The organism is Prolinoborus fasciculus (assembly GCF_056724605.1).
In genome coordinates this window covers 16,738-40,573 of sequence record NZ_JBWZQN010000025.1, presented here as the reverse complement: position 1 = coordinate 40,573, position 23,836 = coordinate 16,738, and the positions used below count along the sequence as shown (strand labels likewise).

The following is a 23,836-nucleotide window of genomic DNA, read 5'->3' as shown; positions in this document are numbered from 1 at the left end:
CCTTATTGGCAGGGCTTTCGATTTTACTGAACACTCTTCAACTGCTCTCGGAATATTCAATAGATGAACTCAATGAGATAGCCACAATGGCATTAGGTATCTCATAGATGTGTAGATACCTATGCCTTTTAGGAGAGGGGCAGAAAGGTAAAATATTTTCACAATAAAATAAAACCCTCACCCTAGTCCTCTCCCGCAGGAACACCCTTAAAATAAAATTCTATATTTGAGGCTTAAAATACGGTTTCTTCATTTTCACTTTCTTCTGAAAACGCGTCACACTGAGTTTTTTGACGAGACTCGATGGTATCGGACAGGCTTCTCCCAGAATCTGGGCTGCCAGAATTTCACTACAGAGCGGCGCAAACAGAAAACCTTTGGAGCCTAGACCGGCAAAGCTGTAAATTTCCTCATCCGCTTTCATCTTGCCGAGCAAGGGGAAATAATCCTGACTTTGCGCGCGTACCGAGGCACGACCTTGCCAGGTCTCGGTAGAAGCTAATGATTGTGCATATTCAGGAAAGACACTGTGGATCAGTTCGTAGTTGTGTACATGGTCTTCTGCCAGTACCTCTGCATCATCCCGACCTGGATAGAAAGAAGCGCCCAAGATCAGATGTTCTGCATCCAGTTGCATACAATAACCGCCATAGCTATAGGCAATATTTTCACTTAAAGGCTGGGCTTGATTATTCACCCAGCTGACCTGTCCGCGAATCGGTTTCAAAACCGGATAATCTGCAAAAAATTGTACTGTTTCTAGCGCAGTACAGACAATGACATGATCAAATTCACCTAGATTCTGTTCATCTGAAAAGAGCTGAGGTTTTGTAGCCGCTTCAATATAACTAATTTTGGCCTGTTTATATTGAATATTCGGATGCTGCAAAATTTCATCACGCAATTGATGAGGAGAAACCGCACCAGCTGCTAACAGTTTTAAACTTGGAAATGCAGTTTGAATCTCTTGATCTTCTGTATCTTGTACAGCCAGAATTTCTTCAGGATATTCCTCTGCTAATTCCAAAAGCTGTTCAGGGTTTTTTAAGGCCAGTTGATTGACCTGAATCGGGCGGAAAGCCTTGAATTTTGCATAGTGCGTCAGAGCCTGTTGCCAGGCCAAGGTCATTAAATGCTCTGCACTTTGCTCAACCGGACAGAGTTTGGGATTGAGCAAAGCCAGTGGATTGCCAGAACCTCCGGAGAGGGGCGCTGACTGGTCGTAGATCGTGACTTGATGACCGCGTTGAGCGAATGCCCATGCGCTACTTAAACCACCGATTCCAGCGCCAATCACAGCGATTTGACGAGGTCTGATATTGGTCTTTGTATCTCGCTCAGTTTTTTTTTGAGTTGTTTCCTGCGCTGAAGATGGGTTGCTTTCCTCAGCCGGATTCCAGATCGCTTTCAGCATTTCACGCTTATGCTTAAAACCACGTGGGCGGGAAATTGAAATCCCATGATTTTTTAAGCCACGTTTTAAGACGCCAGCAACACTGAAAGAGGCGAAAGTGGTACCGATCTCGGATAAACGTACAATATTATTTAAAACATTTTCTTCCCACATGTCTGGATTGCAGGAAGGCGCAAAACCATCCAGGAACCAAGCGTTCACCGGCGCAGTTTTTTCAATTACCGGGAAAACATCATGTGCATCACCCAGCCATAGATCCAGACTGAATCGCTCTTCAGGAAAACTGAGACGATGACAGCCGGCAATTGGCATCGGATATTGAGAGATGAGTTGATGAGCTAAAGGCTTGAGTTCTGGCCAGGCATTTAAGGCTCGAATCAGATCGGTTTTAGAAAGAGGGAATTTTTCAACTGAAATCGCATGCAGATGACTGTGATTGTCCGGACGCACCTGTTGCCAGAGCTGCCACAGGGCCAGAATATTTAAACCAGTACCAAAACCCGTTTCACCGACACAGAAATATTCAAAAGGTTTTAAATCTGCCAGACGCGTACTGAGATCATTGCCATTTAAAAAGACATGCCGGGTTTCCAGCAAGCCATTGTCTTTGGAAAAATACACATCACCAAATTGCTTGGATACAGGCACATCAATACCATCCACCAATTGCCAATCCAGATCAGCAGTTTGAATTGCGTGTGACAAAACGGGTACAACCTTAAAGATATCGGGAAGGGCTATAGCTTACCATTGACGGCGACGTTTGGTATAAACATAGCTCGCGATCAGGAAGCCGAGCAATACCCCCACAGCCAGGGTTGCAGCGCCGTAGAGGAACATCTGGGCACTGCGTTCGCTTTGCAGTACTTGTACCTGAACCCCTAGATTGTCATTCTTGAGCTGCAATTCCTGATTTTGCGATAGTGCTTCCAGATTGGCTTTTTCCAGTTGCTGCAAACGGGTGGCCTGATCTTTGACTAAGGCTTTTACCTTGGCATCTTGCTGGGCTTTGAGCTTGGCGATTTCTTCTGCGGTTAACGGTTTATTTTCAGCAGGTGTCACCGATTGGGCAGAAGACGCTACGGCAGGAATAATGGCAGGTTTCGGCGTAGACTGGGTTTGGACAGTCACCGCTGTCCCTTGAAGTTGTGCTGTCTGATTTCCCTGAGTCACAGGAGCAGGCGCAACTTCGACTGCCCATACTGGAGAAATCATAAAACATAGGCCAATGATACTGGCAGTAACAACACGCATGAACCTTATCCTTGAGGGAATGCTTTATTGAATGGTTTGACATCGATGTGTTCGTACACACCTTCTTTTAAGAAAGGTTCATCCTGTAGCCATGTATCCAGCGCTTCACGACTGTCAAAGTCGACAATAATGGTACTGCCATAAAAACCGGCCTGTGGATTGGCTGGATCTTTAGGCATGGCACCTGCAACAATTAGGCGGCCTTCAGCATTTAACTGTTCCAGACGTGCAAGATGTTGTGGACGAATCGCGAGGCGTTTTTCAACTGTACCTTCCCGATCGGTACAGCTAACGACGAATAATGGCATGATGACTCTCAATCGTTTGTAGTTGGACTTATTCAGCGGTCTTAAAGTATTTGCGCAATACAATAAACTGAATAATGATAAAGGAAAACATCACGATCATGTCACCGAATGCGGTAAATTCGCCCCAATATTTTCCATCCATCCACAAATAGGCGAAAAAGGTATGCAGAAATGACATCAGTACGAACATGGCAACCCAAGCATAGTTCAGCTTGAACCAGCCTTTTTCACTTAGATTGAATACTGGACCAAATAACCGCTGGATCAGAGGCTTTTTATCCTTGCTAAACCAAGGGGACAGGAAGAATACACCTGCAAAGACCAGATTCAATAACACGGCTTTCAGACGGATATAGAAATCATCACTGAGGATCAGGGTGATGCCACCAAAAATCACCGTCATGAACAAGACAATCCATTGCTGCTTGTCCAGACGGAATTTTTGCATGACAAATAACGCACCATAGACGACCAGCATGGAAATAATCAGACCTGTGGTTGCAACAAGAATATTATTATTGTCGACACCCCCCGCAGAACCGATCAATTGCAGCAATTGATGGTCAGTGTCTTTTGGATCTACAGTTTTATATAAATAAAAGAAAATAATGAGTGGCACAAAGTCTAAAAGTGCTTTCATGTTAGAGTATCTAAATCTGATCAAATAAATGTCATAGTATAGAGATGCACGGCGTAGATTTACATACACATAGTAATATTTCTGATGGAACTTTCAGTCCTCAGCAATTAGTCGAAGCGGCTGTGGAAAAACTTGTCCATACTTTGGCCCTGACGGATCATGACACCATGGACGGTTTGGCATTGGCTGAGGAAGCCGCTAAAAATCATGAGATTAAGATCATTTCAGGGGTGGAAATATCCAGCCAGTGGTTACGTCCTGCCACCAAAAAAAACTATGGCGTGCACATCGTCGCGCTAAATATGCAAAATCCTGAGCCTTTACAAAAAGCACTCAATCAGCAAAAGAAAATCCGGGCTGAACGCTCTAAACAGATTTGTGATCTGCTGACACCTTTAATTGGTGGGGATATTTATGCTGATGTACTGACCAAAGTCGACAATATCCCTGATCGGGTGACACGGACACATATTGCCAAAACGCTGGTAGAAAAGGGGATTGTGACCCGTCCGCAACAGGCCTTTGATAAATACATCAAGGAAGGCAAGAAAGCTTATGTCAAATTTGATGGCTTGAGTCTTGAAGACACGATTCAGGTGATTCATGAAAGTGGTGGCTTTGCGATACTGGCACATCCGACCAAATATGATTTATCTGCGACCAATATTCGCTACCTGATCGAGATCTTTGCCAAGTTCGGTGGAGATGCCGTCGAGCTGCCACCGGCGATTGAACCAAGTTCCACCCGGCAGATGGTGGATCGAATGATTACTGAATATGATCTTAAAGTTTCGATTGGCAGTGATTTTCATGGCGATCACATGCCTTGGATTAAACTCGGTAATGTCCCGAGCCTTAAACCGGGTCAGATCGGGATTTGGGAGAGTTTTGTTTAGTCATTCCTTTACCTCGATCTTTTTTATTTGAGAGAAGATTTTCCTTTCGCTACTAATAGCAAAGGGCGAGGAAAGAATTATAAATTATAGCAAATTATGATCTTGAGCCTGAATCGGTGGTGGTGTTGGTTTACCTAAAGTCCCTAACAGTTCAATTTCAATAGTACGTACCATTGAGTCCAGTGGCAAGTCATTGCTTTGGGTACCAAAAGGTTCCTCAATTTCTGAACTTAGCGCATCTAGTCCCAAAAAGGTATAGGCCAAAATGCCGACCAGCAAAGGTGTAAACAGACCGAGCGTTGAACCCAGACTAAAAGGTAAAATAAAACAGAAAAAATAGACGGTACGATTCAGCAAGACCGAATAGGCAAAAGGCAAAGGTGTGGTCGCAATCCGGTCACAACCGGTCTGGACAATACTTAGTTCTGCTACATGATTATTCATCTGCATATAGATGATGTCGGAGATTTCACCTTCTTTGAGCGCCTGCATCAGCTCCCACTGAATCAGGCTCAATGTATATTGCGGCGCATTGGCCTGCTGATAAAGTTGGGTTACAGCCTGTTGGCTCATGCCACTGGTTTCTACCAGCTCAGTCGGATTGGCTGTCTGATGGCGAAGGCGATCGCGGAGTACATTGGCAAAGACAATCACATGCTGAATCACACGTTCACGGCGACCTTGAGACAGCATCCTGCAATCACGGTCAAAATGACGTGAATTGGCAATCAAAATGCCCCAAAGTTTGCGCGCTTCCCACCAGCGGTCATAACAGGCGGTATTTTTAAAACCAAGAAAAATAGACAGTACCACTCCAATCAGGGTAAAGCCAACCAAGGGTAATTCTGGAAAATGAAAATAACCAATATGTGACAAGCCACCAATGATGGCTGACATCAGCATCACCACGCCCAAAGGCGGTAAAACTTTAGGTAAAATCGTCCCCCGCCAGGAAAACAGCAGTTTAAAAACAGTCGGCTGGTCACGTACGATCATTTATTGGAATCATCACAATTTTTTTCATGATCTTGTGGAGTTGTGCCTGCTTTGTCAAGTGCTATTCAATACTGCATTTCCGGTTTGATGAGTTGCTGCTCAGCAAAGGAAAAACTGCCTTCCAAGGCGATGATGCAATGGTCAATTAGATGGATATCCACCAGCTGGCAGGCCTGTTGAATCTGATGGGTCAATGCCAGGTCGGCCTTGGATGGAGAGGGCCGACCCAGCGGATGATTATGCGCAATGACAATCGAGGTCGCCTGTTGGCTAATGGCATAACGTAGTAATTGATTAATAGAAATATCACATGCATTCACTGAGCCATAAAACAGTTTTTTAAAGGCAATTTTTCTTAAACTGGCATCCAGACACAGCACGGCAAACACTTCCTGAGTTTCACCGAGCAGTTCAAAACGTAAGTAATCTCTCAACCGCTTGGAATTGGTAAGTTCCAGTGCATCCTGTTTCAGGTGCTCGGCTATGTAACGCCGTCCCAGTTCCTTGACGGCCATCAGTTGGGTATATTTACTGATGCCCATGCCATGAAACTGGCTGACTTCCTGTAAAGGTGCATCGAGCAACGCAGTCAAATGACCAAAATGCTGAATCAGCAAGCGCGCCAGATCAACTGCCGAATGTTGCTGGGAACCGGAGCGCAGAAAAATAGCCAGTAGCTCGGCATCGGACAGACTTTCTGCGCCATATTGAATTAAGCGTTCTCGCGGCCGTTCTTGTTCTGGCCAGTTTTTAATAGAAAATTGCATAGTTATTAGACTTATTTATTATGAATTATCAGTTTTCCCGCAAGCCGATCTCTTGGGAATGCGATTATTTAATGCTATTGTGAGCCCCACTGCAACAGCAAGGTAATCTGTTTGTGAGCTTTGATCTAAGTGTAATTCCTCATAAAAATATAATTTTGGCCGTCACTGGCGGTATTGCTGCCTATAAAAGTGCAACTCTGGTTCGCCGTCTGAAAGATGCCGGATTCGATGTGCGGGTCGTCATGACTCACGGTGCACAGGCTTTTATTACACCTTTAACCTTTCAAGCCTTATCGGGCAATCCCGTACATACCGAATTGCTGGATACTGAAGCAGAAGCAGGCATGGGCCATATCGAACTGGCACGTTGGGCAGATCTGTTGCTGGTAGCACCGGCCAGCTGTGACACCTTGGCAAAGTTTGCCGCAGGTCTGGCTGATGATCTCTTAAGTACTTTATATCTGGCGACGAAAGCACCCGTCTGGGTGGCGCCTGCCATGAACCAGCAAATGTGGGCAGCCAAAGCAACGCAGCGCAATCTTGCGACACTGATCGAAGATGGTGTGCATGTGATCATGCCGGATGCGGGATCACAGGCTTGTGGTGATGTAGGTTTGGGCCGGATGCCTGAGCCGGAAGATTTAGCGCATCAGGTGACTGAATATTTCCATAAAGTCCAACGTGCGATTGCGGAAAAATTTGGCCTGCTTGCGGGCAAACAGGTCACGATTACCGCAGGCCCCACCCGCGAAGCGATTGATCCAGTGCGCTATATTTCCAATCACAGTACCGGAAAAATGGGCTTTGCACTGGCTGCAGCCTGTTATGCGGCCGGAGCTAATGTGACCCTGATAGCAGGGCCGGTCAGTCTGGACACCCCAAATGGCGTGCAACGTAAGAATGTTTCTTCTGCCGTGCAAATGCTGAATGAAAGCATGCAAATGCTGGAAAATGGTTGCGATATCTTTATTGCGACCGCTGCGGTAGCCGATTATCGTGTGGCACAGGTTGCCGAACATAAAATCAAGAAAGCCGGAGATGAGTTGAATGTCGCTTTAGTGAAAAATCCGGATATTGTCGCCACCATTGCCCAGCAGGAAAAACGTCCATTTATGGTCGGCTTTGCTGCAGAAACCCGCAATATTGAAGAATATGCTGCCGGAAAGCTGGTCGCGAAAAAGCTGGATATGATTGCCTGCAATGATGTTTCACGTGCGGATATTGGTTTTGCTTCGGATGAAAATGCCATGACAGTATTCTTTGCCGAGCATTATCAGCTGGACAAACGTGATCTGGAAAAAGCCTCCAAGCAGGAAATTGCCCAGCAGTTGATCGAAGCCATTCATGATGCCTTACATCGTGATCCATCCAGTGATGATGATTTTTAAAACGATCTGTATCGAAAAAACCCTGAATCCATCAGGGTTTTTTTATGGCTGATTTTTTATCATTAATTCAAAAAAACTATAGAAACCATAAATATTTAGTCTTAATCGAAGCGCCGTTTGTTTATTGTTTTTGCAAAAAAGCATAAAATGGATCACAGAATAAGCAAAGATAAAAATACTGCGTATATCAGCTATAAGCAGGAAGTGGAAAGAAAAAAAGATGGGCGCTATGAAAAAAATCATGATGTTATGGATGGTCGCCTGTCTGACTGGATGCAGTTATTTTGTCTCGATGGATGAGCTGGCCAAAAATATTCAAACGCAGATGCAACGTGAATTTAATTCCAATCGAGATTATCAACACTATCGTTTTACCGTGAAAAAGGTCAAAATTGTCCAGCGTCAGGGGAATGAGTTTCAGGCTATTTCTCATCTGAATTATCAGGGTGAGGAATATCCCATTCATGTAAAAGTCTTTAAGGTGGATGGGGGGTATAGTTGGTCGATTGAAGATGATGCCTTTGCTTTTATTGATGAAATTGAAATTGAAAAATATCGTCAGCAACTGGATCGAGAATTACAGCAACTGGCCTCAGCCTTGGATGATCTGGAACCTGTAGATGAACCAAACCAGAATGTCTCCGGCTCTCTGATCACACCCGTGGCTGAACCCGCATTACAAGATGTTTCTTATCAGGAAGAGCCGATTCCGGTCGGTAATATCACGGCGTATACGCAATAACTCATGCGCAATCGCTATAAAAAAGCACCGATCATCGGTGCTTTTTTTTTGTTTATGATTCCACTTGTTGATGCTCACGTACATAATCTTCGGTACGCTGCATGGCTTCCTGAATATTAAAGAGTGCAGTTTCTACATCTTTCAAGGTTTTAGCATTACCACCGCTTAAAGCCTGACGCCATTTGCGTGCACCCGGCAAGTTCTGGAATAGTCCCAAAATATGACGGGTAATAATGGATAAAGGTGCACCTTCGGTCATGCGCTGGGCAATATAAGGCAGCATCTGTTGCATAATTTCAAAACGATCTGGTGCATCCAGATTCCACAGTTGGCCCAGTTCAGCCAGTAAGTAAGGATTATGATAGGCTTCGCGGCCAATCATCACCCCATCCACATGTTTGAGATGTTCCAAGGTTTCGGCATAGGTTTTAATCCCGCCGTTGATCTCGATCAGCAGATCAGGACGCTCCTGTTTTAAACGGTAGACATCTTCATAACGTAGAGGTGGCACGTCACGGTTTTCTTTAGGCGAGAGACCTTTTAATAAGGCAATCCGCGCATGCACGATAAAATTATTACAGCCGGTTTTGGCCACGGTATCGACAAAATGCAGCATCTCCTCATAAGAGTGCATATCATCAATTCCGATCCGGTGTTTTACGGTCACTGGAATATCCACCGCATGACGCATTTCAGCAATACATTCTGCGACCAGATCAGGCTCCGCCATCAAACAGGCACCAATTTTATTATTCTGTACCCGGTCACTTGGGCAACCTACATTTAAATTAACTTCGTTATAGCCCCAGTCCTGTGCCATCTTGGTACAAGTGGCTAGATCTTTATGGTTTGAGCCGCCAAGTTGTAGCACGATTGGCTGTTCTTCCGTATTAAAGTCCAAATGACGTTTGGCATCGCCATAAATGATCGCACCTGTGGTGACCATTTCGGTGTACATAATCACATTCGGGTTAAACAGACGCGCAAAGAAACGATAGTCTTTGGTGGTCCAATCCATCATCGGCGCAACACTGATTCGTGGTTGAAGTTTATTTTCAATGGTGGTCAGATCAGTCATTCAAAATCACGCCTTAACGAAATGGAAGAAAGAAGAAGCAATCCATGCGAGCACTCAGCGATTGGTTTTTGGCTAAAACCGGATCGGCTGACGTCGCAAAAAGAGGGCGTAATACTAGCATAAAATCAGAAAAACCACCCGGCGAACTTGAGCTAGGTCAGTAAATCCAAGGAATGAAACAAGAAATAAAATTGGAATTCCCAGTCAGGTTGGAATGGTATATTTTGATAGGAGAAAGATGAAGATAAAAATTTTAGAAATAAGGAGAATAATCATGTTGTTATTGGAGGAAATTTATAAAAGCCATAAAGCACAAAATTCGGCACATTTTAATTTAAGAATTCATCGGGGCTTAGGCTGGTTTAAAAAATCGCTAGATCTGGATCAAGATCTGGATTTTAAGTTTATCAGCCTGTGGATCAGCTTTCAGGCGATTTATGCAGATGAGCGTGATCTTGTTCAAGATCAGAGCAAGCTGCAGCAGTTTCTAGAAACACTCTGCCAAAAGGATCTGGATCAGAAAATTAATCATATTCTCTGGGAAAAATACAGCCAGCCGATTCGCTCACTCTTGGCCAATCCCTATGTGGAGCAAAGCTTTTGGGATTATCGTCATCAGAAAATTAGTCTGGAAAGCTGTCAAGCTGACCTGGAAACACAGAAACAGAATATAGAGAATGCTTTAAAAGAACGAAATTCTATCGAAATTTTAGCTGGAATATTTCAGCGCCTATCTACCTTGCACCATCAGATAATGCAGGGTGGCGCCACGTATCACAGCTCGCTGAATTATAAATCATTAGAGGAGAGCTGCCGGATTCTGGCAGCCTTATTGCCGGTTCTTATCTGTATTTTATTAGAAAACTCACAAACTCTTGATCTGAATAAGCCTTATTATCCAGCGATGCAAGTCAGCTAAATATAGTCAAAATACTTATGCGGTTGTCTTAGTCTTAGCCTGATGCCATTGATCCAGCAGGGCGAACAAGGTAGCGCACAAAGCTAGCCCAAGTCCTGTCATACAGGTCATGCTCCAGCCCCCGTGATGCCAAGCATAAACCCCTAAGGCTGAACCACAGGCACCGCCTATAAAATACAAGGTCATATACAGTGAATTGACCCGTGATTTGGCATCCGGGCGCAGGCGGAAAATCACGTTCTGGTTACAGCTGTGCGTAATCGCGAGCCCCAGATTTATCAGTCCATAACCCAGAATATAACTGAGCAAGGATACCGCACCAAAATATAAAAACAGCCAGCTTCCCATCAGGATAGAACAACCGATCCAGCTCAGTGTTTTGATATGGCCACGATCGGCCCATTTGCCAATGAACTGCGTGGAAAGTGCGCCAAATACACCCACCAGCGTGACCAGTCCGACCATGACATCAGAAAGCTGAAAAGGTTCCTGCGTCAACAGCAGAGCGATGGTGGAGAACAACATACTCATGGCAGCAAAAGCACAGGCGCCTGTAAGTGAACGCAATACCAGACGTGGTTCCTGCTTGAGTAATATCCCCATAGATTTAAAAATTGCTGCATAGCTGATTCTCAGACGTGGCAGGCTCGGTAGTTTTCCTTTCAAATAAAAACTTAAGGCCAGCATGCTTATGCCACTGAGGATATAAATCATTTTCCAGTGAAACAGGTCGGAAAGTAATCCGGCAATACTGGTCGAGAGCAGAATACCGACCAGTAATCCGCTCATCAGGAAGCCCACCACTTCTCCGGTTTTTTCCGGTTTGACCGCCATGGTGGCTAAGGGAATCAGAATCTGTGCAGCCACGGAAAACAGTCCGGCAATGATAGTGCCGACCCAGAGCATTGGCAGATTTACCGCACTGGCACAAATAAATAAACCTGCTGCTGCACCCAGCATGAGAAAGGGGATCAGTTTGGTTTTATTCAGCATGTCACCTAAAGGCACAATAAACAGCAGGCCCAAGGCATAAGAGATTTGAGCAAAAGTGACCGTGAGCGCCACTTGTGATTCAGGTACCTGATAATACTGCTGAATCGATGAAATCAGTGGCTGGCAATAATAGTTCGCGCCAGCACATAAACCGCATGCAATCGCCATTAGCCATAATAAGCGCTTATTTTGACTAATATCGAGAGGCGTGTGCATAGGGCTAACCTTGTATTCAGACCGGAAGAATTGAAATGAGGAATAAGAATAATGTTCAAATTTAGGGCACTATAGGCCAGAAGTTCTCGCTTTAAAAGTAGAGAAATATTGCCAGCATTGAAAATTGTCAGAACTCAGGCAGCTTAAAGAAAGAAGTGCAATTTTAAATAGAAAATATGAGTGAATGTTTGCAGAATTTTTTATCTTTTGATAATGGGGTTGCTTCATTAAAGCGCAACTTAAAGTAAAAACAATAAAAAAGAGCACTGAGGTCAAAAAAGTGGAATATTTACTCTATTTTATTGCGCAAATTTGGTGCGAAAATGAGATTTTCCATTTTGAATCAAGTTCAGTACATTAATATAATAAATAGTCATCCAGCTTTTTTTCTACCCTTTATCTGACTGTTTGAGACCTGAGTCTTATAAAATTTTAGCGATTACTTTTTGTCAGATCTATTAATTGTGTCTGATGAAGATCTGCTCAAAACAAATTCTATCATTTCATAAAATACGATTTTAACATCTAAAACCAGTGCTCTTGCTTGAGTGCTAAATCTGTCAAAAAAGTCAAAACTAAAAAAACGGCGCAGCTAAAGTGCCGCTATCTATAGGGACTGGAGAAATTGAAAGTCTGCTTCTAAATCAGGAAATACAGCAATCATTGTCAGAATCATCAATGTAACAAAATAAATCAGAAATTCGCGCTTATTTACACCAGCAAAATCTGGATATTTCATTCAGTGGAATGAATATCGTTTATAAAAGCATCGAATATGAATAGCCGTTAAATTAAATAAATGTGCTATCACAGCATCATTTTTATGAATCATCAGTTCAAAATATAGGTATTTATTAAATAAATAGTAGGTGGTAATTTCAAACAGTTTGATTAGAATCCAAAAATTCAACAAGAACACATCCTGAGGGGAAGCATCGTTTAGGCGATGTTTACTTAAGAAAAATTAGCTTGAGGAACGCTCATGCAGATCGGAATTCCAGCCGAAACTGTTGTCGGTGAAAATCGCGTCGCTGCGACGCCAGAGACAGTAAAGAAATTGATCAGCGCAGGACATAGCGTGATTATCGAACGTGGTGCAGGGGTTAAAGCTGCCTATATCGATAGTGCCTATGAACAAGTTGGTGCCAAAATTACGGATGATGCCTATACTGGCAGTCAGTTGATTTTAAAAGTTCGTGCACCGAAAGGTGATGAAATTCAAAAACTCAACCCGAATACCACTATCGTGGCAATGTTTGATCCTTACCGTAATACTGAGCTTGACCAATTCGCGGCACAAAACGTGTCTGCATTTGCATTGGAACTTTTGCCACGAACCTTGTCTCGTGCGCAGAATATGGATGTCTTGTCTTCTCAAGCCAACCTTGCAGGTTACAAGTCGGTGCTTTTGGCTGCGGCTGAATATCAGCGCATGTTCCCGATGCTGATGACTGCTGCGGGTACGGTTAAACCGGCTCGTGTGGTGATCATGGGTGTCGGCGTAGCGGGTCTGCAAGCGATTGCCACTGCAAAACGTTTAGGTGCCATCGTTGAAGCCACGGACCTGCGTCCAACTGCCAAAGATCAGGTTGAATCTTTAGGTGGTAAATGGTTAGACGTACCGATGTCTGCTGAAGAGCAGCAAAAAGCGGCTGATGCGGCTAAAAATGGTTATGGCTGGATGCCGGGTGAAGAATACATTCGCGATCAGGCTGCAATTGTTGATAAAGCGGTATCGAATGCTGACATCGTGATTACCACAGCGCTTTTACCGGGTCGTGATGCACCACGTTTAATCCGTGCTGAAACAGTTGCGAAAATGAAACCGGGTTCAGTGATTCTGGACATGGCAGTAGAATCTGGCGGCAACGTCGAAGGTTCAAAATGTGGCGAAACCGTGCATACCGACAACGGCGTCAAAATTCTCGGCATTCCAAATATTCCATCGACGGTATCGACTGAAGCCTCTGCTTTATACGCTCGTAACGTATTTAACTTCGTGGAAACATTATTTGATGCAGATAAGAATTTTGTCCTGAATCAAGAAGAAGAAATTCAAAAAGCCCTACTTGTCACTCATGGCGGCCAAGTGCTGCTGAAACGTGGTTAAGGAGAAGACTCATGGTTGAAACAATTACGATTTTTGTCCTTGCCATTTTCGTAGGTTACTACGTGGTGTGGGGTGTAACACCAGCATTGCATACGCCGTTGATGGCGGTCACCAATGCCTTGTCATCGATCATTATTGTCGGTGCAATGATTCAGACTGTTGGCCTGCCGGTGATCGGCGTTGAAGGTAGTGTGGATTTCCAGACCATTAACGTGGTGAGCGTGCTTGGTGCAATTGCGGTATTCCTGGCCAGTATTAATATTTTCGGTGGCTTTGCCGTGACTGCACGTATGCTGGAAATGTTTAAACCTAAGCAAAAGAAAAAAGAGGGTTAATCCATGGAAATGATTCGAGAATATGCGGATTGGTTCTACCTGATTGGTGCCGTTCTTTTTATCCTGACGCTACGTGGTTTATCAGGTCCTAAAACTGCGATTGCTGGTAACCGTTACGGAATGATCGCGATGGCCATTGCGGTCGTGACCACCTTCTTTGTGGCTGAGAATCCAGTGGTCTGGATGATCATTGGCGCAATGGTGCTGGGTGCAATCGTGGGTATTGCCCGTGCACGTACAGTTCCAATGACCCAGATGCCTGAAACTGTAGCGTTGATGCACTCATTGGTGGGTCTGGCTGCGGTCCTGATTGCTGTCGCTGCCATTATTCACAACAACAAACTGATCGAACTTGGTCCAGACCTATTGGCTGCCAATGGTGTCAATTTCCATGAAATGAGCCGTGTTCATTTATTTGAACTGTTTGTGGGCTGTTTCGTAGGCGCGATTACCTTCACTGCATCAGTCTTTGCTTACGGCAAACTGGCTGCAAAAAAATGGGCAAAAACCATTTCAGGTGCATGGGTGAAACCGGTTCAGGCGATCATCTTTATTGCAATGTTAGGTTTTGGTGTTCACTTCTTCCTGACTGGCAATATGACCTCGTTCTGGGCGATGACAGGCCTTGCGCTGGCATTCGGCTGGGTATGGATTGCACCAGTCGGTGGTGGTGATATGCCAGTGGTGGTATCGCTACTCAACTCATTCTCGGGTTGGGCAGCAGCTGGTATTGGTTTTACCCTAGAAAACAACATGTTGATCGTTGCAGGCTCACTGGTGGGTTCTTCAGGTGCCATTCTGTCTTACATCATGTGTAAAGCGATGAACCGTTCAATCATCAACGTTTTGTTTGGTGGTGCGATGGGCGGTGCAGCTGCGCCGATAGCAGGAGCAGGTGAACAGGTTCAACGTAATCACCGTTCTGGCTCGGCAGATGACGCAGGCTTCCTGATGTCAAATGCAGACAGCGTAGTGATTGTACCAGGTTATGGTATGGCACAAGGCCGTGCCCAAAATGCGGTAAAAGAATTGGCTAACTTGCTGAAAGAGCAGGGCGTAACGGTTCGTTTTGCGATTCACCCTGTAGCAGGTCGTATGCCGGGTCATATGAATGTATTGCTTGCTGAAGCGGACGTACCGTATGAAGATATCTTGGAAATGGATGAGATCAACTCGGACTTCCCGGCAACAGATGTGGTGCTGGTGATTGGTGCCAACGATGTTGTGAACCCTGCGGCGAAAGATGATCCAACCTCACCAATTTATGGTATGCCGATTCTGGAAGCGCATAAGGCACGTACGATTATGGTGATCAAGCGCTCTATGGCAACCGGTTATGCGGGTCTGGACAATGACTTGTTCTATAACGACAAGACCATGATGATCTTTGGTGATGCCAAGAAAGTGGTGGAAGATATGACTAAAGCCATTAATGGTACAGGTCACTAATCATCTAAATCATTAGAATTCCCCCTAAGTCCCCCTTTAATAAAGGGGGATTTTTTATTTTATATCTTGGAAAAAGGATGATTGAGTGGTCATCGAACGTCTATGTTTATGATGAATTGATCCTAAAATACCAATCAAATCGGTGCATAAGACAAGATGAAAATTAAAGAAAAATAGCGAACAGATTGAGTTGTATTAATGCTTATAAAGTTAGATGAACAGGCAATAAAAAAGCGACCTACACAGGTCGCTTTTTTGAATATTTGGTTTTTACGCTACAGAGTCAGTATCTGTAGGATTGCGCCATAAGCTTTCTAGGTCATAGAATTTACGCGCTGTTGGAAGCATACAATGAACCACAACATAACCAAGGTCGATGAGGATCCATTCAGCATCACGTTCGCCTTCAATACCAAGAGGGCGGAAGCCAGCTTTACGTGCTTCTTCAGCAACGTTATTGGCCAATGATTTGATGTGACGTGTCGATGTACCGCTTGCAATGACCATAGCATCAGCCACATTACTGATACCGCTGACATCAAGCTCAACAATTTCTTTTGCTTTTACATCTTCAAGTGCAGCATGTACGACTTTTAAGCAGTCCTCTACAGCTTGAGAATTTGAATTCATAGTAAGATCGTGAGAATTAGAAGCGCTGGGCGATGGTTCTAAATTCATGGGGAGTGTAATTTCCTAACAATTATGCATGGTCTAATATAGCGGTTTTAGTCCTGAATTTCAAATGAAGCCGCAGTCCACTCAGTCATGCTCCGGAAAGAACTCAGCTTTCCAGTCAAAGGAATCATTGGAATGTCCGCTCGGTTTATACTCGGCAGCAACATAACCTTGATATTGACTATGTTTTAACCACTGAAATATATCATGATATTGAATTGAGCCCGTATTGGGTTGATGCCGTCCCGGACAATCCGCAAACTGGATATGACCAATCGAGGCAATATTTTCTTGCAAAGTTTCCAGTACATCTTCGCCCATCATTGCCATGTGGTAACAGTCGTACTGCATTTTTAAGGCCGGATGATGTACCGCTTCCAGCATTTCCTGTGCTTGAGCAACATTTTGAATCAAAAAACGTGGCATATCGGTGCCATTGATCATTTCAAAGACCGGTTCAATTTGATGTTCAAGCAGCATTGAACAGGCCATTTTCAGGTTACTCGCCAGCGTATTCAGGCAGGGTAAAAGATCACAGTCAAGGGGTTGTTTTCCTGCCAGAATGTTCACCCGGGGTACATTCAACGCCGTGGCATACTGGATGGCCTGCTCAACAGCATGACGAAACTCAATTTCCTGTCCTGGAATGCCGGCCAGACCATGACCGCCCTGCATCAAATCGCCTGCTGGCACATTAATCAGGCACAAGTTCAGCTGATGCGTGCTGAGCTGGTTTTGAATCTGGCCAATTGTGAGCTCATAAGGAAACTGGATTTCCACATGATTAAAGCCCTGTGCATGAGCTAGCGCGAAGCGTTCGATCAGCGGCACTTCGGTAAAAATCATCGACAGGTTGACGGCAAGTTTAATCATGTATGTCTCTTCAATATTCAGGGCTGCATCAATCAAGCGTTATGAATGTTTTAGTTGCTGGATTACAGTAGCCAGATCTGCTTCGGCAAAGCCTTGAGCCTGATGGGCCTGTAACTGTGATAATGCCTGAGTCGCGACTGGAACATCCAGATCAAAGCTTTGTGCCAGTTGCACGGCATTATTCAGATCCTTGGATAAAGTCTGCACTTTCCATTGCACCGGTTCAAAAGTTTGCGTGGCCATACGGGGGGCCAGAATCTGAAAAGGCTTGGAGTCAGCAAAACCACCCGCCAGCGCGGGCGCTAGTAATCGTGTATCCACCCCGGCAAGTCCAGCCAAGGCGACCGCTTCTGCGATCAAGGTGCTATTCGCCGCCACAATTAGCTGATTACAGATTTTGGTCGCCTGACCGGTACCCGTATCACCCATACGGGTGACGCGCTGTGAAAGTACTGCATAGATCGGATCAAGATCTTCAATAGTCGCGGCATCACCACCGGCAAAAATCACTAGACTGCCTTGTTCGGCTCCAACTGTACCACCTGAAACAGGAGAATCAATCCAGGTTACTTTCTTGGCCTGTGCTTGTGCGGCAAGTGTTTGGGTTTGCTGTACTGAAAGGCTAGAGAAGTCCACAATGACTTGCTCCGCAACCAAATACGGTTCGATCTGAGCAAAAACAGATTGCACTGCCTGATCATCTGCCAGGCAGGTCAGAATCACCGGGTAATCTGTAATCTTATCCAAAGATAGCGTAGTTGCACCTAGATCCAGCAAGGGCTCACAGGCAGATGGTGTGCGGTTCCAGACTGCCACCTGAAAACCTGCTTGAAGCAGACGTGTGGCCATGCGAGTGCCCATCAGCCCCATACCTAAAAAGGCAATTTTAGTATCGCGATTCAACTGCATGCTTTGGTTTATTCCTTTCCTAGATTCAGACTGGGTTTATTTGTATTGGCGCGGTACAAACTGAACCTCTGGGTTTTTGTCCTTTTTACGGGCCAATTGACTGTTTTTACCCAGTAATAATTTCAGCTGCCATATTTTTTCCATACGCAAGGATTTATTTGGACGATGCTGCATGGCATCCAGTACAAATTTAGAGGCCATCAGCGCATCTGGAGAACGTTGCAGCATTTCTTCAGCCAAGGCTTGTGCTCTTCCTAGTGGCTGTTCATCGACATGGGTGATCAGACCGATTTCTTTGGCATATTCACCATCAAAAATCCGGGCAGTTAAGGTCAGCTCTTTGGCCAGATCAATACCAATCAGGCCTTTCAGGGAGCGGCTGAGTCCCATGTCTGGCACCAGTCCCCAGCGGGTTTCCATAATCGACATTTTGGTCTCAGGATGGGCAATGCGGATATCTGCGGCTAATGCCAGTTGCATCCCGGCACCAAAACAGAAGCCCTCCATTGCGGCAATCACCGGGACTGGCAATTCCTGCCAGACCAGAAATGCTTTTTGAAATAAGCTTTGACCCGGACGGATCAGTTCCCATGCGGCATAAGCACGATTTTTAGGATTATTTAAATCTGCCAGATCAATACCGGCACTAAAGACCTGGGCTTCTCCCGTTAAAATCACACATCGGATGCTTTTATCTTTTTTGATTTTTTGTGCAGTCGCGACCAGTTCGCGCAGCAGGGCAAAGCTCATGGCATTGCGTTTATCCGGACGATTCAGTGTAACAGTGGCAATGCCGTTATTTTTTTCCAAGCGCACGAGTGACATGGCATTCTTCCTTATTTTTCCTGGCTTGAGCATAGCATGCAGCCTTTAGGCTTGCATGACAGCTCAGTCACACTTCTTAAGTCATGGACTGAGCCACTTCAGAGGTTTAATTCAAATGTTGCTTCAAAATTTGCTGGGCAGCCTGTTCAATCTGTTCAACCACGGCTTTGAGTTCATCAAAATATTTCAGCACGTCCTGAACAAAGTTTTCATCGGCCTTACGGCGTTCTTTGCGCAGGGTTGAAACGAACTGTTCAAAGCCACCGGTGACTTTCTGTAAAGTCGGTGCACCGACATAGCGGGTCGCGCCGTATAAACGATGCAGCACATGTTCCAGTTGTGGGAAATCTTCCAGTTCAATCAGTTGCTGCATTTCATCGAGTTCATCCGCAAAGCTGTCCACCAGCATGCGTAACAGATCTACCGCCAGATCTTCCTTATTGGCTGCCAGTTGCAGGCTTTGCTGCCAGTCCAGAATATTTGGATCCAGAGCATCAATCACATTGGCACGTTCCAGTACCGGAATCCGTTTAAAATGCTCGGTGGTCCAGTGCGTCAAAATTTGGATAATCTGCTCGATCTGGATCGGCTTGGTGACATAATCATCCATGCCGTTTTGCAGCAGTTTATGTTTTTCATCAGAAAGTGCATGCGCCGTCAGTGCAATAATCGGCAGGCGGCTATGATTTTCAAAGGTCGATTCCAGCGAGCGAATAGCACGGGTGGTATCGATCCCCGACATGACTGGCATCTGAATGTCCATAAAGACCAGATCAAATGCTGGCTGTTCCTGTTCATAACGGCGCTGAATAATATCGATCGCTTCCTGCCCGCTGAGGGCTTTGGTCGTGGTGACATTGAGTTCAGCCAGCAAGGCTTCCAGAACAATCAGGTTGGGTAAGTGATCATCCACGGCCAGAATATGCAGGCCTTGACCATTAAATTCTTCATGCTGTTCCTGGTCGAAGACCGGCTGATTGCCGAGTAACTGAATCAGCGCGCTGCGGCTGAGTGGCTGATGCAGGGCACGGGCACGATGGTCATTGAGCATGCTTGGATCCAGTTGCATCTGATAACCATAGACAGCCAGATGACCCTGATAACGTGAACGGATTTCGCGTAACAAGACTTCACTGTCACCACTATGATCGACGATCAGCCAGGTATTTTCGCTATTCTGTAAATGATTCAGACGGCTAAACAGATCCAGAATTGATGCACATTCAATATGTTTAACCTGATAATTTTCCAGATAATGCCGCAGCACATTCGCAGTTGCCGGATGTGCAAGATAAGACACCACGGTCAATTCGCTAAAATCTGGATGCTCAATCACGGTATCTTCATCGACCAGGAACTGGGCAGTAAACCAGAAAGTAGAGCCTTTTTCGGTTGGAGCACGTTCCTGATTGTCTTCAAAACCAATCTGGCCATGCATCAGGCTGACCAGCTGTTTGGAAATTGCCAGACCAAGACCGGTACCGCCAAACTGACGGGTCACCGAGGTATCACCCTGCGAGAAGGACTCAAACAGCTTTTTACGGTCGGTACCACTCAGGCCAATGCCGCTATCCTGTACACTAAAATGCAGCACACACTGATCCATTCCATCATGTTCCATGCGTGCCCGGACAATGATTTCTCCATCCGGAGTGAATTTGATCGCATTGGAAATCAGGTTGGTCAGAATCTGTTTAAATCGTAGCGCATCACCAATAATGTGTTTTGGCACACCATCTGCATAATAGAAGGCCATATCAATATGTTTTTGTGCTGCCAGAGGTGACAACATGTCCATCACATCAAAAATCGCTTCTTCCAGATCAAAAGGTGCCGTTTCTAATTCCAGTTTGCCGGCATCAATTTTGGAAAAATCCAGAACATCATTGATCAGTGCCAGCAAATGCGCCGAAGACTTACGAATGGTCTGCAAATACAGGCTCTGCTCGTTGCTGAGATTGCCCTGACGTAACAACAGATGAATAAAACCATCAATACTGTTCAGCGGGGTGCGCAATTCATGGGAAATATTGGCCAGAAACACCGACTTGGCCTGGTTGGCCGAGATCGCCTGGTCGCGTGCCTGACGATAGGTAATATTCTGGACTTCTAAAGTGTCGAGGGTGCGGCGTAAATCGTCTTCGGTCTGTTCGGTATGTTCACGCAGTTCCAGAAAGCTGAAATGCAAACGTTTCACCACATTGGCGATATCACGTTGCAATAAACGCAGCTCGCCGGTGCTGTTAATCACCATATGCTGGCCGAGGGTATCGGCATTCAGGCGTTGCAATTGCATGCGAATCTCATACATTGGGGCGATCCAGCGCCGTGAGTAGAAATTCAAGCAAAGTAATAACAATAATAAGGTCAGTAATCCGGTCGCAATCAGTACGATCAGTACTCGGTAACGGGCAATTGCTAGCGGCTGGTTATCCAGTTCGATCGCCAGCCAGCCGGTAGAAAAAGTGTTTTCATTCACTTTAATGGCATAGATATGATTATCTTGATGCAGAATCGGACCAACAAAATTGCCGCTTTTCTCAAATTCTGGCCAAGGCGCCTGTTCCTGAAAACCAATGCCCAAACGGTTCTTGCCATTTTCATCCAGAACTGCTGCCCGAACCAGATGCTTTTCATTCAGCATGTTCTGCATGGCGTTGTGAGCTTGGTCATATTGCCATGGATACAGGTTCAAGATATCCAGGGCATATTCTGAAGTGCCTTGAAAGCGAGTCAGAATCGCAATGGCCATCTGCTTCTGCTGGGCACGTGCGGCATTCGAGGTCTCAGTCAACACCAGCATGGCACCGACACAGGCCAAAATGGTAATCGGCACAAAAATCAGCGCAATCAGCTGTCCATAGGCATGATTTAAGTGTAGGCGTTTAAACAGCTTTTTGTTGATCGTTGACATGATTTAAGCAGTATTTTCTTTATGCCTGGCATATTAGCATGCTTTAAATCGACAGTTAAAATTTAAGCATAATTTTTATAAAGCTTCGGATTAGCAGTTAAAAATACAAGAGATTTCAGTTAATTTTGCTCAGGTACAGCAAGACTAAGACGCACGAAATTTCAATCTGTAAAAGTGCCAGACTGAAATAGTATTTTCATCTTCATTAGCGAGCTGCTTCACCTGGCTAAATTATCGGGAAATGTAGTTTATGGCTTGATAGTGTGTGAGTTTTAGTGAGTTTTCTGAAAAAGCCTTGCTAAATGGGTGCAGGGAAAAGCATTTTTTCATACAATAGCCGCACCTCGATATAGGTGCAAATAATGAGTAATACCATCCCTGATTTTCAAGCAGATGAATTTTTGTTAGACCATTATGTAGGCAAAACGCCGCTGGTGCGTTTACAGCGTCTGGCAAGTCACACTCAAGCTACAGTACTCGCGAAACTCGAAGGCAATAACCCAGCAGGTTCGGTCAAAGACCGTCCGGCCTATAATATGATCATGCAGGCCGAGAAGCGTGGGCAGATCAAACCGGGTGACACCCTGATTGAGGCAACGAGCGGAAATACGGGGATTGCATTGGCGATGGTCGCAGCAATGCGTGGCTATAAAATGAAGCTGATCATGCCGAACAATATGAGTCAGGAACGTAAGGACGCGATGCGTGCGTATGGTGCCGAGCTAATTGAAGTAACCAAAGAGCAGGGCATGGAAGGTGCACGTGATCTTGCTGCTCAAATGCAGAATGATGGTGTGGGTCTGGTGCTGAATCAGTTCGGAAATCCGGACAATGTCGAAGCGCATTACCTGACCACGGGTCCAGAAATCTGGCAGCAAACCGGTGGCAAAATTACCCATTTTGTCAGTTCTATGGGTACCACCGGCACCATCATGGGTGTGTCGAAATACCTGAAAGAAATGAATCCTGATATTCAGATCGTCGGTTTACAGCCATCTGATGGTTCAAGCATTGCCGGAATCCGTCGCTGGCCAGAAGAATATCTGCCAACCATTTTCGACCGCAGCCGAGTCGATCGCATTATTGATATTCCACAAATCGAAGCTGAAAAAACCATGCGTAAGCTGGCACAGAAAGAAGGCATTAGTGCCGGAACATCTTCTGGTGGGGCAGTGTGGGCCTCGATTAAACTGGCGGAAGAACATCCGGATGCAGTGATTGTGTGTATTATCTGTGACCGTGGTGACCGTTACTTGTCTACAGGGTTATTCTCTGTACAAGATCCTGAATAATTATTTGAGCACTGTTTTATGCGCCTGCCTGTTTTAACTTTCGATATTGAAACCCAAACCGATCTCAAATCAGGCGCGCATCTGTTTGGTCTGGACCTGCCTGAAGCAGATCTGGATCAGGCCTTGACCAAACTGCGCCGTCAGGATTCAGGCTCTGATTTTCAGCGTCCGCCCTTGCATGAAATTGTCTGTATTTCCGGTTTATGGATCGATGAGCAGGGCATGAAGCTGTTTTCCTTTAGCCGGGAACAGCATTCCGAAGCAGAAATTTTGAAAAAATTCTTGTCCATTTTTGACAAGCGCCATCCAACTCTGGTCAGCTGGAACGGCTCACAGTTTGATTTACCAGTGATTTTATACCGCGCCATGTATCATGGACTCTCTGCACCGAGTCTGTTCGATCAGGGCGAAATTGATACGCAAAAGCGTTATAATAACTACCAGAATCGTTACCATCATCGTCATGTTGACCTGATGGATGTGATGGCCATGTTTCATGCCCGTCATTTCCAGAAGCTGGATGATGTGGCACATTTGCTGGGTTATCCAGGCAAGCGCGGTGACGGAGCCTATCGGGTTCCGGAATATGTCCGCAATCAGCAATGGACCGAACTGACGTCTTATTGTGAAGGTGATGTCCTGAATACCTGGCTGGTGTATATCCGCTGGTTGCTGTTAAAAGGCCAACTGTTATTGCCGGATTATCAGCATTTGATGCAAAGCACGATTCAATATTTGCATACTCAACCGCAGCATGCGGACTTTTTATCAGTTTGGCGTGAGACTTCGCAACGAACTGAATTTACCCAATTTGATTTTCCCATCTCCACACCCTAGGTTTTC

22 protein-coding genes are annotated in these 23,836 nt (G+C 45.2%); 9 read left to right on the top strand and 13 right to left on the bottom strand.

From position 1 onward, the window contains the following. Positions 1-220: 220 nt before the first annotated feature. Genes AC1P5O_RS07905 through AC1P5O_RS07890 form a run of 4 tightly spaced genes read right to left on the bottom strand, consistent with a single transcriptional unit; the run spans position 221 to position 3,616 of the window. Positions 221-2,119, bottom strand: coding sequence for a bifunctional tRNA (5-methylaminomethyl-2-thiouridine)(34)-methyltransferase MnmD/FAD-dependent 5-carboxymethylaminomethyl-2-thiouridine(34) oxidoreductase MnmC (locus AC1P5O_RS07905; protein ID WP_005266071.1), 1,899 nt, complete (start codon positions 2,117-2,119; stop codon positions 221-223). Positions 2,120-2,158: 39 nt separating this feature from the next. Further along, positions 2,159-2,668, bottom strand: a complete 510-nt coding sequence (locus AC1P5O_RS07900; RefSeq protein WP_004733703.1) for an SH3 domain-containing protein — start codon at positions 2,666-2,668, stop codon at positions 2,159-2,161. A gap of 5 nt (positions 2,669-2,673) precedes the next feature. Continuing rightward, positions 2,674-2,976 carry a YciI family protein gene (locus tag AC1P5O_RS07895; RefSeq protein ID WP_004281605.1) on the bottom strand — a complete coding sequence of 101 codons (303 nt, stop codon included), beginning with the start codon at positions 2,974-2,976 and terminating at the stop codon, positions 2,674-2,676. 28 nt (positions 2,977-3,004) lie between these two features. Continuing rightward, positions 3,005-3,616, bottom strand: a complete 612-nt coding sequence (locus tag AC1P5O_RS07890; RefSeq protein ID WP_004733705.1) for a septation protein IspZ — start codon at positions 3,614-3,616, stop codon at positions 3,005-3,007. A 44-nt stretch (positions 3,617-3,660) separates the two neighbouring features. Here AC1P5O_RS07890 and AC1P5O_RS07885 point away from each other — a divergent pair, with 44 nt between their 5' ends. Further along, complete coding sequence (locus AC1P5O_RS07885; protein WP_004733707.1) at positions 3,661-4,512, top strand: PHP domain-containing protein; 852 nt, start codon at positions 3,661-3,663, stop codon at positions 4,510-4,512. 84 nt (positions 4,513-4,596) lie between these two features. Here AC1P5O_RS07885 and AC1P5O_RS07880 read toward each other — a convergent pair whose 3' ends face one another. Continuing rightward, positions 4,597-5,508 carry a bestrophin family protein gene (locus tag AC1P5O_RS07880; protein ID WP_004733710.1) on the bottom strand — a complete coding sequence of 304 codons (912 nt, stop codon included), beginning with the start codon at positions 5,506-5,508 and terminating at the stop codon, positions 4,597-4,599. Between the two features lie 65 nt (positions 5,509-5,573). Beyond that, positions 5,574-6,275, bottom strand: a complete 702-nt coding sequence (gene radC, locus AC1P5O_RS07875; protein ID WP_004733712.1) for a RadC family protein — start codon at positions 6,273-6,275, stop codon at positions 5,574-5,576. 113 nt (positions 6,276-6,388) lie between these two features. On the opposite strand from radC, the gene coaBC reads away from it, so the two are divergent. Beyond that, the gene (gene coaBC / locus AC1P5O_RS07870) at positions 6,389-7,663 is read left to right on the top strand and encodes a bifunctional phosphopantothenoylcysteine decarboxylase/phosphopantothenate--cysteine ligase CoaBC (RefSeq protein WP_005266070.1); all 1,275 of its coding nucleotides are present in this window, start codon (positions 6,389-6,391) and stop codon (positions 7,661-7,663) included. A 220-nt stretch (positions 7,664-7,883) separates the two neighbouring features. Then, positions 7,884-8,405, top strand: a complete 522-nt coding sequence (locus tag AC1P5O_RS07865; protein ID WP_004733715.1) for a hypothetical protein — start codon at positions 7,884-7,886, stop codon at positions 8,403-8,405. 52 nt (positions 8,406-8,457) lie between these two features. On the opposite strand, the gene dusA is transcribed toward AC1P5O_RS07865, so the two are convergent. Next, the gene (dusA, locus tag AC1P5O_RS07860; RefSeq protein WP_004733717.1) at positions 8,458-9,483 is read right to left on the bottom strand and encodes a tRNA dihydrouridine(20/20a) synthase DusA; all 1,026 of its coding nucleotides are present in this window, start codon (positions 9,481-9,483) and stop codon (positions 8,458-8,460) included. A gap of 274 nt (positions 9,484-9,757) precedes the next feature. On the opposite strand from dusA, the gene AC1P5O_RS07855 reads away from it, so the two are divergent. Further along, the gene (locus AC1P5O_RS07855; protein ID WP_004733719.1) at positions 9,758-10,402 is read left to right on the top strand and encodes a hypothetical protein; all 645 of its coding nucleotides are present in this window, start codon (positions 9,758-9,760) and stop codon (positions 10,400-10,402) included. Positions 10,403-10,417: 15 nt separating this feature from the next. Here AC1P5O_RS07855 and AC1P5O_RS07850 read toward each other — a convergent pair whose 3' ends face one another. After that, positions 10,418-11,611, bottom strand: a complete 1,194-nt coding sequence (locus tag AC1P5O_RS07850; protein ID WP_004733721.1) for an MFS transporter — start codon at positions 11,609-11,611, stop codon at positions 10,418-10,420. A gap of 982 nt (positions 11,612-12,593) precedes the next feature. Here AC1P5O_RS07850 and AC1P5O_RS07845 point away from each other — a divergent pair. The 3 genes from AC1P5O_RS07845 to AC1P5O_RS07835 are packed head-to-tail and all read left to right on the top strand — an operon-like array spanning position 12,594 to position 15,505. Continuing rightward, complete coding sequence (locus AC1P5O_RS07845; protein WP_004733722.1) at positions 12,594-13,721, top strand: Re/Si-specific NAD(P)(+) transhydrogenase subunit alpha; 1,128 nt, start codon at positions 12,594-12,596, stop codon at positions 13,719-13,721. An 11-nt stretch (positions 13,722-13,732) separates the two neighbouring features. Continuing rightward, a complete protein-coding gene (locus AC1P5O_RS07840) occupies positions 13,733-14,056 on the top strand; it encodes a proton-translocating transhydrogenase family protein (RefSeq protein WP_004281642.1) in 324 nt (107 codons plus the stop codon). A 3-nt stretch (positions 14,057-14,059) separates the two neighbouring features. Beyond that, a complete protein-coding gene (locus AC1P5O_RS07835; RefSeq protein WP_004733724.1) occupies positions 14,060-15,505 on the top strand; it encodes an NAD(P)(+) transhydrogenase (Re/Si-specific) subunit beta in 1,446 nt (481 codons plus the stop codon). Between the two features lie 270 nt (positions 15,506-15,775). On the opposite strand, the gene rsfS is transcribed toward AC1P5O_RS07835, so the two are convergent. From rsfS to AC1P5O_RS07810, 5 genes are all read right to left on the bottom strand, one after another. Beyond that, entirely contained in the window at positions 15,776-16,135 is a 360-nt protein-coding gene (gene rsfS / locus AC1P5O_RS07830; RefSeq protein ID WP_017397756.1) for a ribosome silencing factor, read from the bottom strand. Between the two features lie 129 nt (positions 16,136-16,264). Continuing rightward, positions 16,265-17,053 (bottom strand): hydroxypyruvate isomerase family protein, encoded by a 789-nt coding sequence (locus tag AC1P5O_RS07825; RefSeq protein ID WP_004733727.1) that lies wholly within the window; start codon positions 17,051-17,053, stop codon positions 16,265-16,267. A gap of 39 nt (positions 17,054-17,092) precedes the next feature. Beyond that, a complete protein-coding gene (locus AC1P5O_RS07820) occupies positions 17,093-17,962 on the bottom strand; it encodes an NAD(P)-dependent oxidoreductase (protein WP_004733729.1) in 870 nt (289 codons plus the stop codon). Positions 17,963-17,998: 36 nt separating this feature from the next. Then, positions 17,999-18,787, bottom strand: a complete 789-nt coding sequence (locus AC1P5O_RS07815) for a crotonase/enoyl-CoA hydratase family protein (protein ID WP_004733731.1) — start codon at positions 18,785-18,787, stop codon at positions 17,999-18,001. A 106-nt stretch (positions 18,788-18,893) separates the two neighbouring features. Then, the gene (locus tag AC1P5O_RS07810; RefSeq protein ID WP_121979806.1) at positions 18,894-21,701 is read right to left on the bottom strand and encodes a GacS-like sensor histidine kinase; all 2,808 of its coding nucleotides are present in this window, start codon (positions 21,699-21,701) and stop codon (positions 18,894-18,896) included. 362 nt (positions 21,702-22,063) lie between these two features. Between AC1P5O_RS07810 and cysM the strand changes: the two genes are divergently transcribed. Then, positions 22,064-22,993 (top strand): cysteine synthase CysM, encoded by a 930-nt coding sequence (gene cysM, locus AC1P5O_RS07805; RefSeq protein ID WP_004281649.1) that lies wholly within the window; start codon positions 22,064-22,066, stop codon positions 22,991-22,993. Between the two features lie 18 nt (positions 22,994-23,011). Continuing rightward, a complete protein-coding gene (locus AC1P5O_RS07800) occupies positions 23,012-23,830 on the top strand; it encodes a 3'-5' exonuclease (protein ID WP_004733735.1) in 819 nt (272 codons plus the stop codon). Positions 23,831-23,836: the final 6 nt, after the last annotated feature.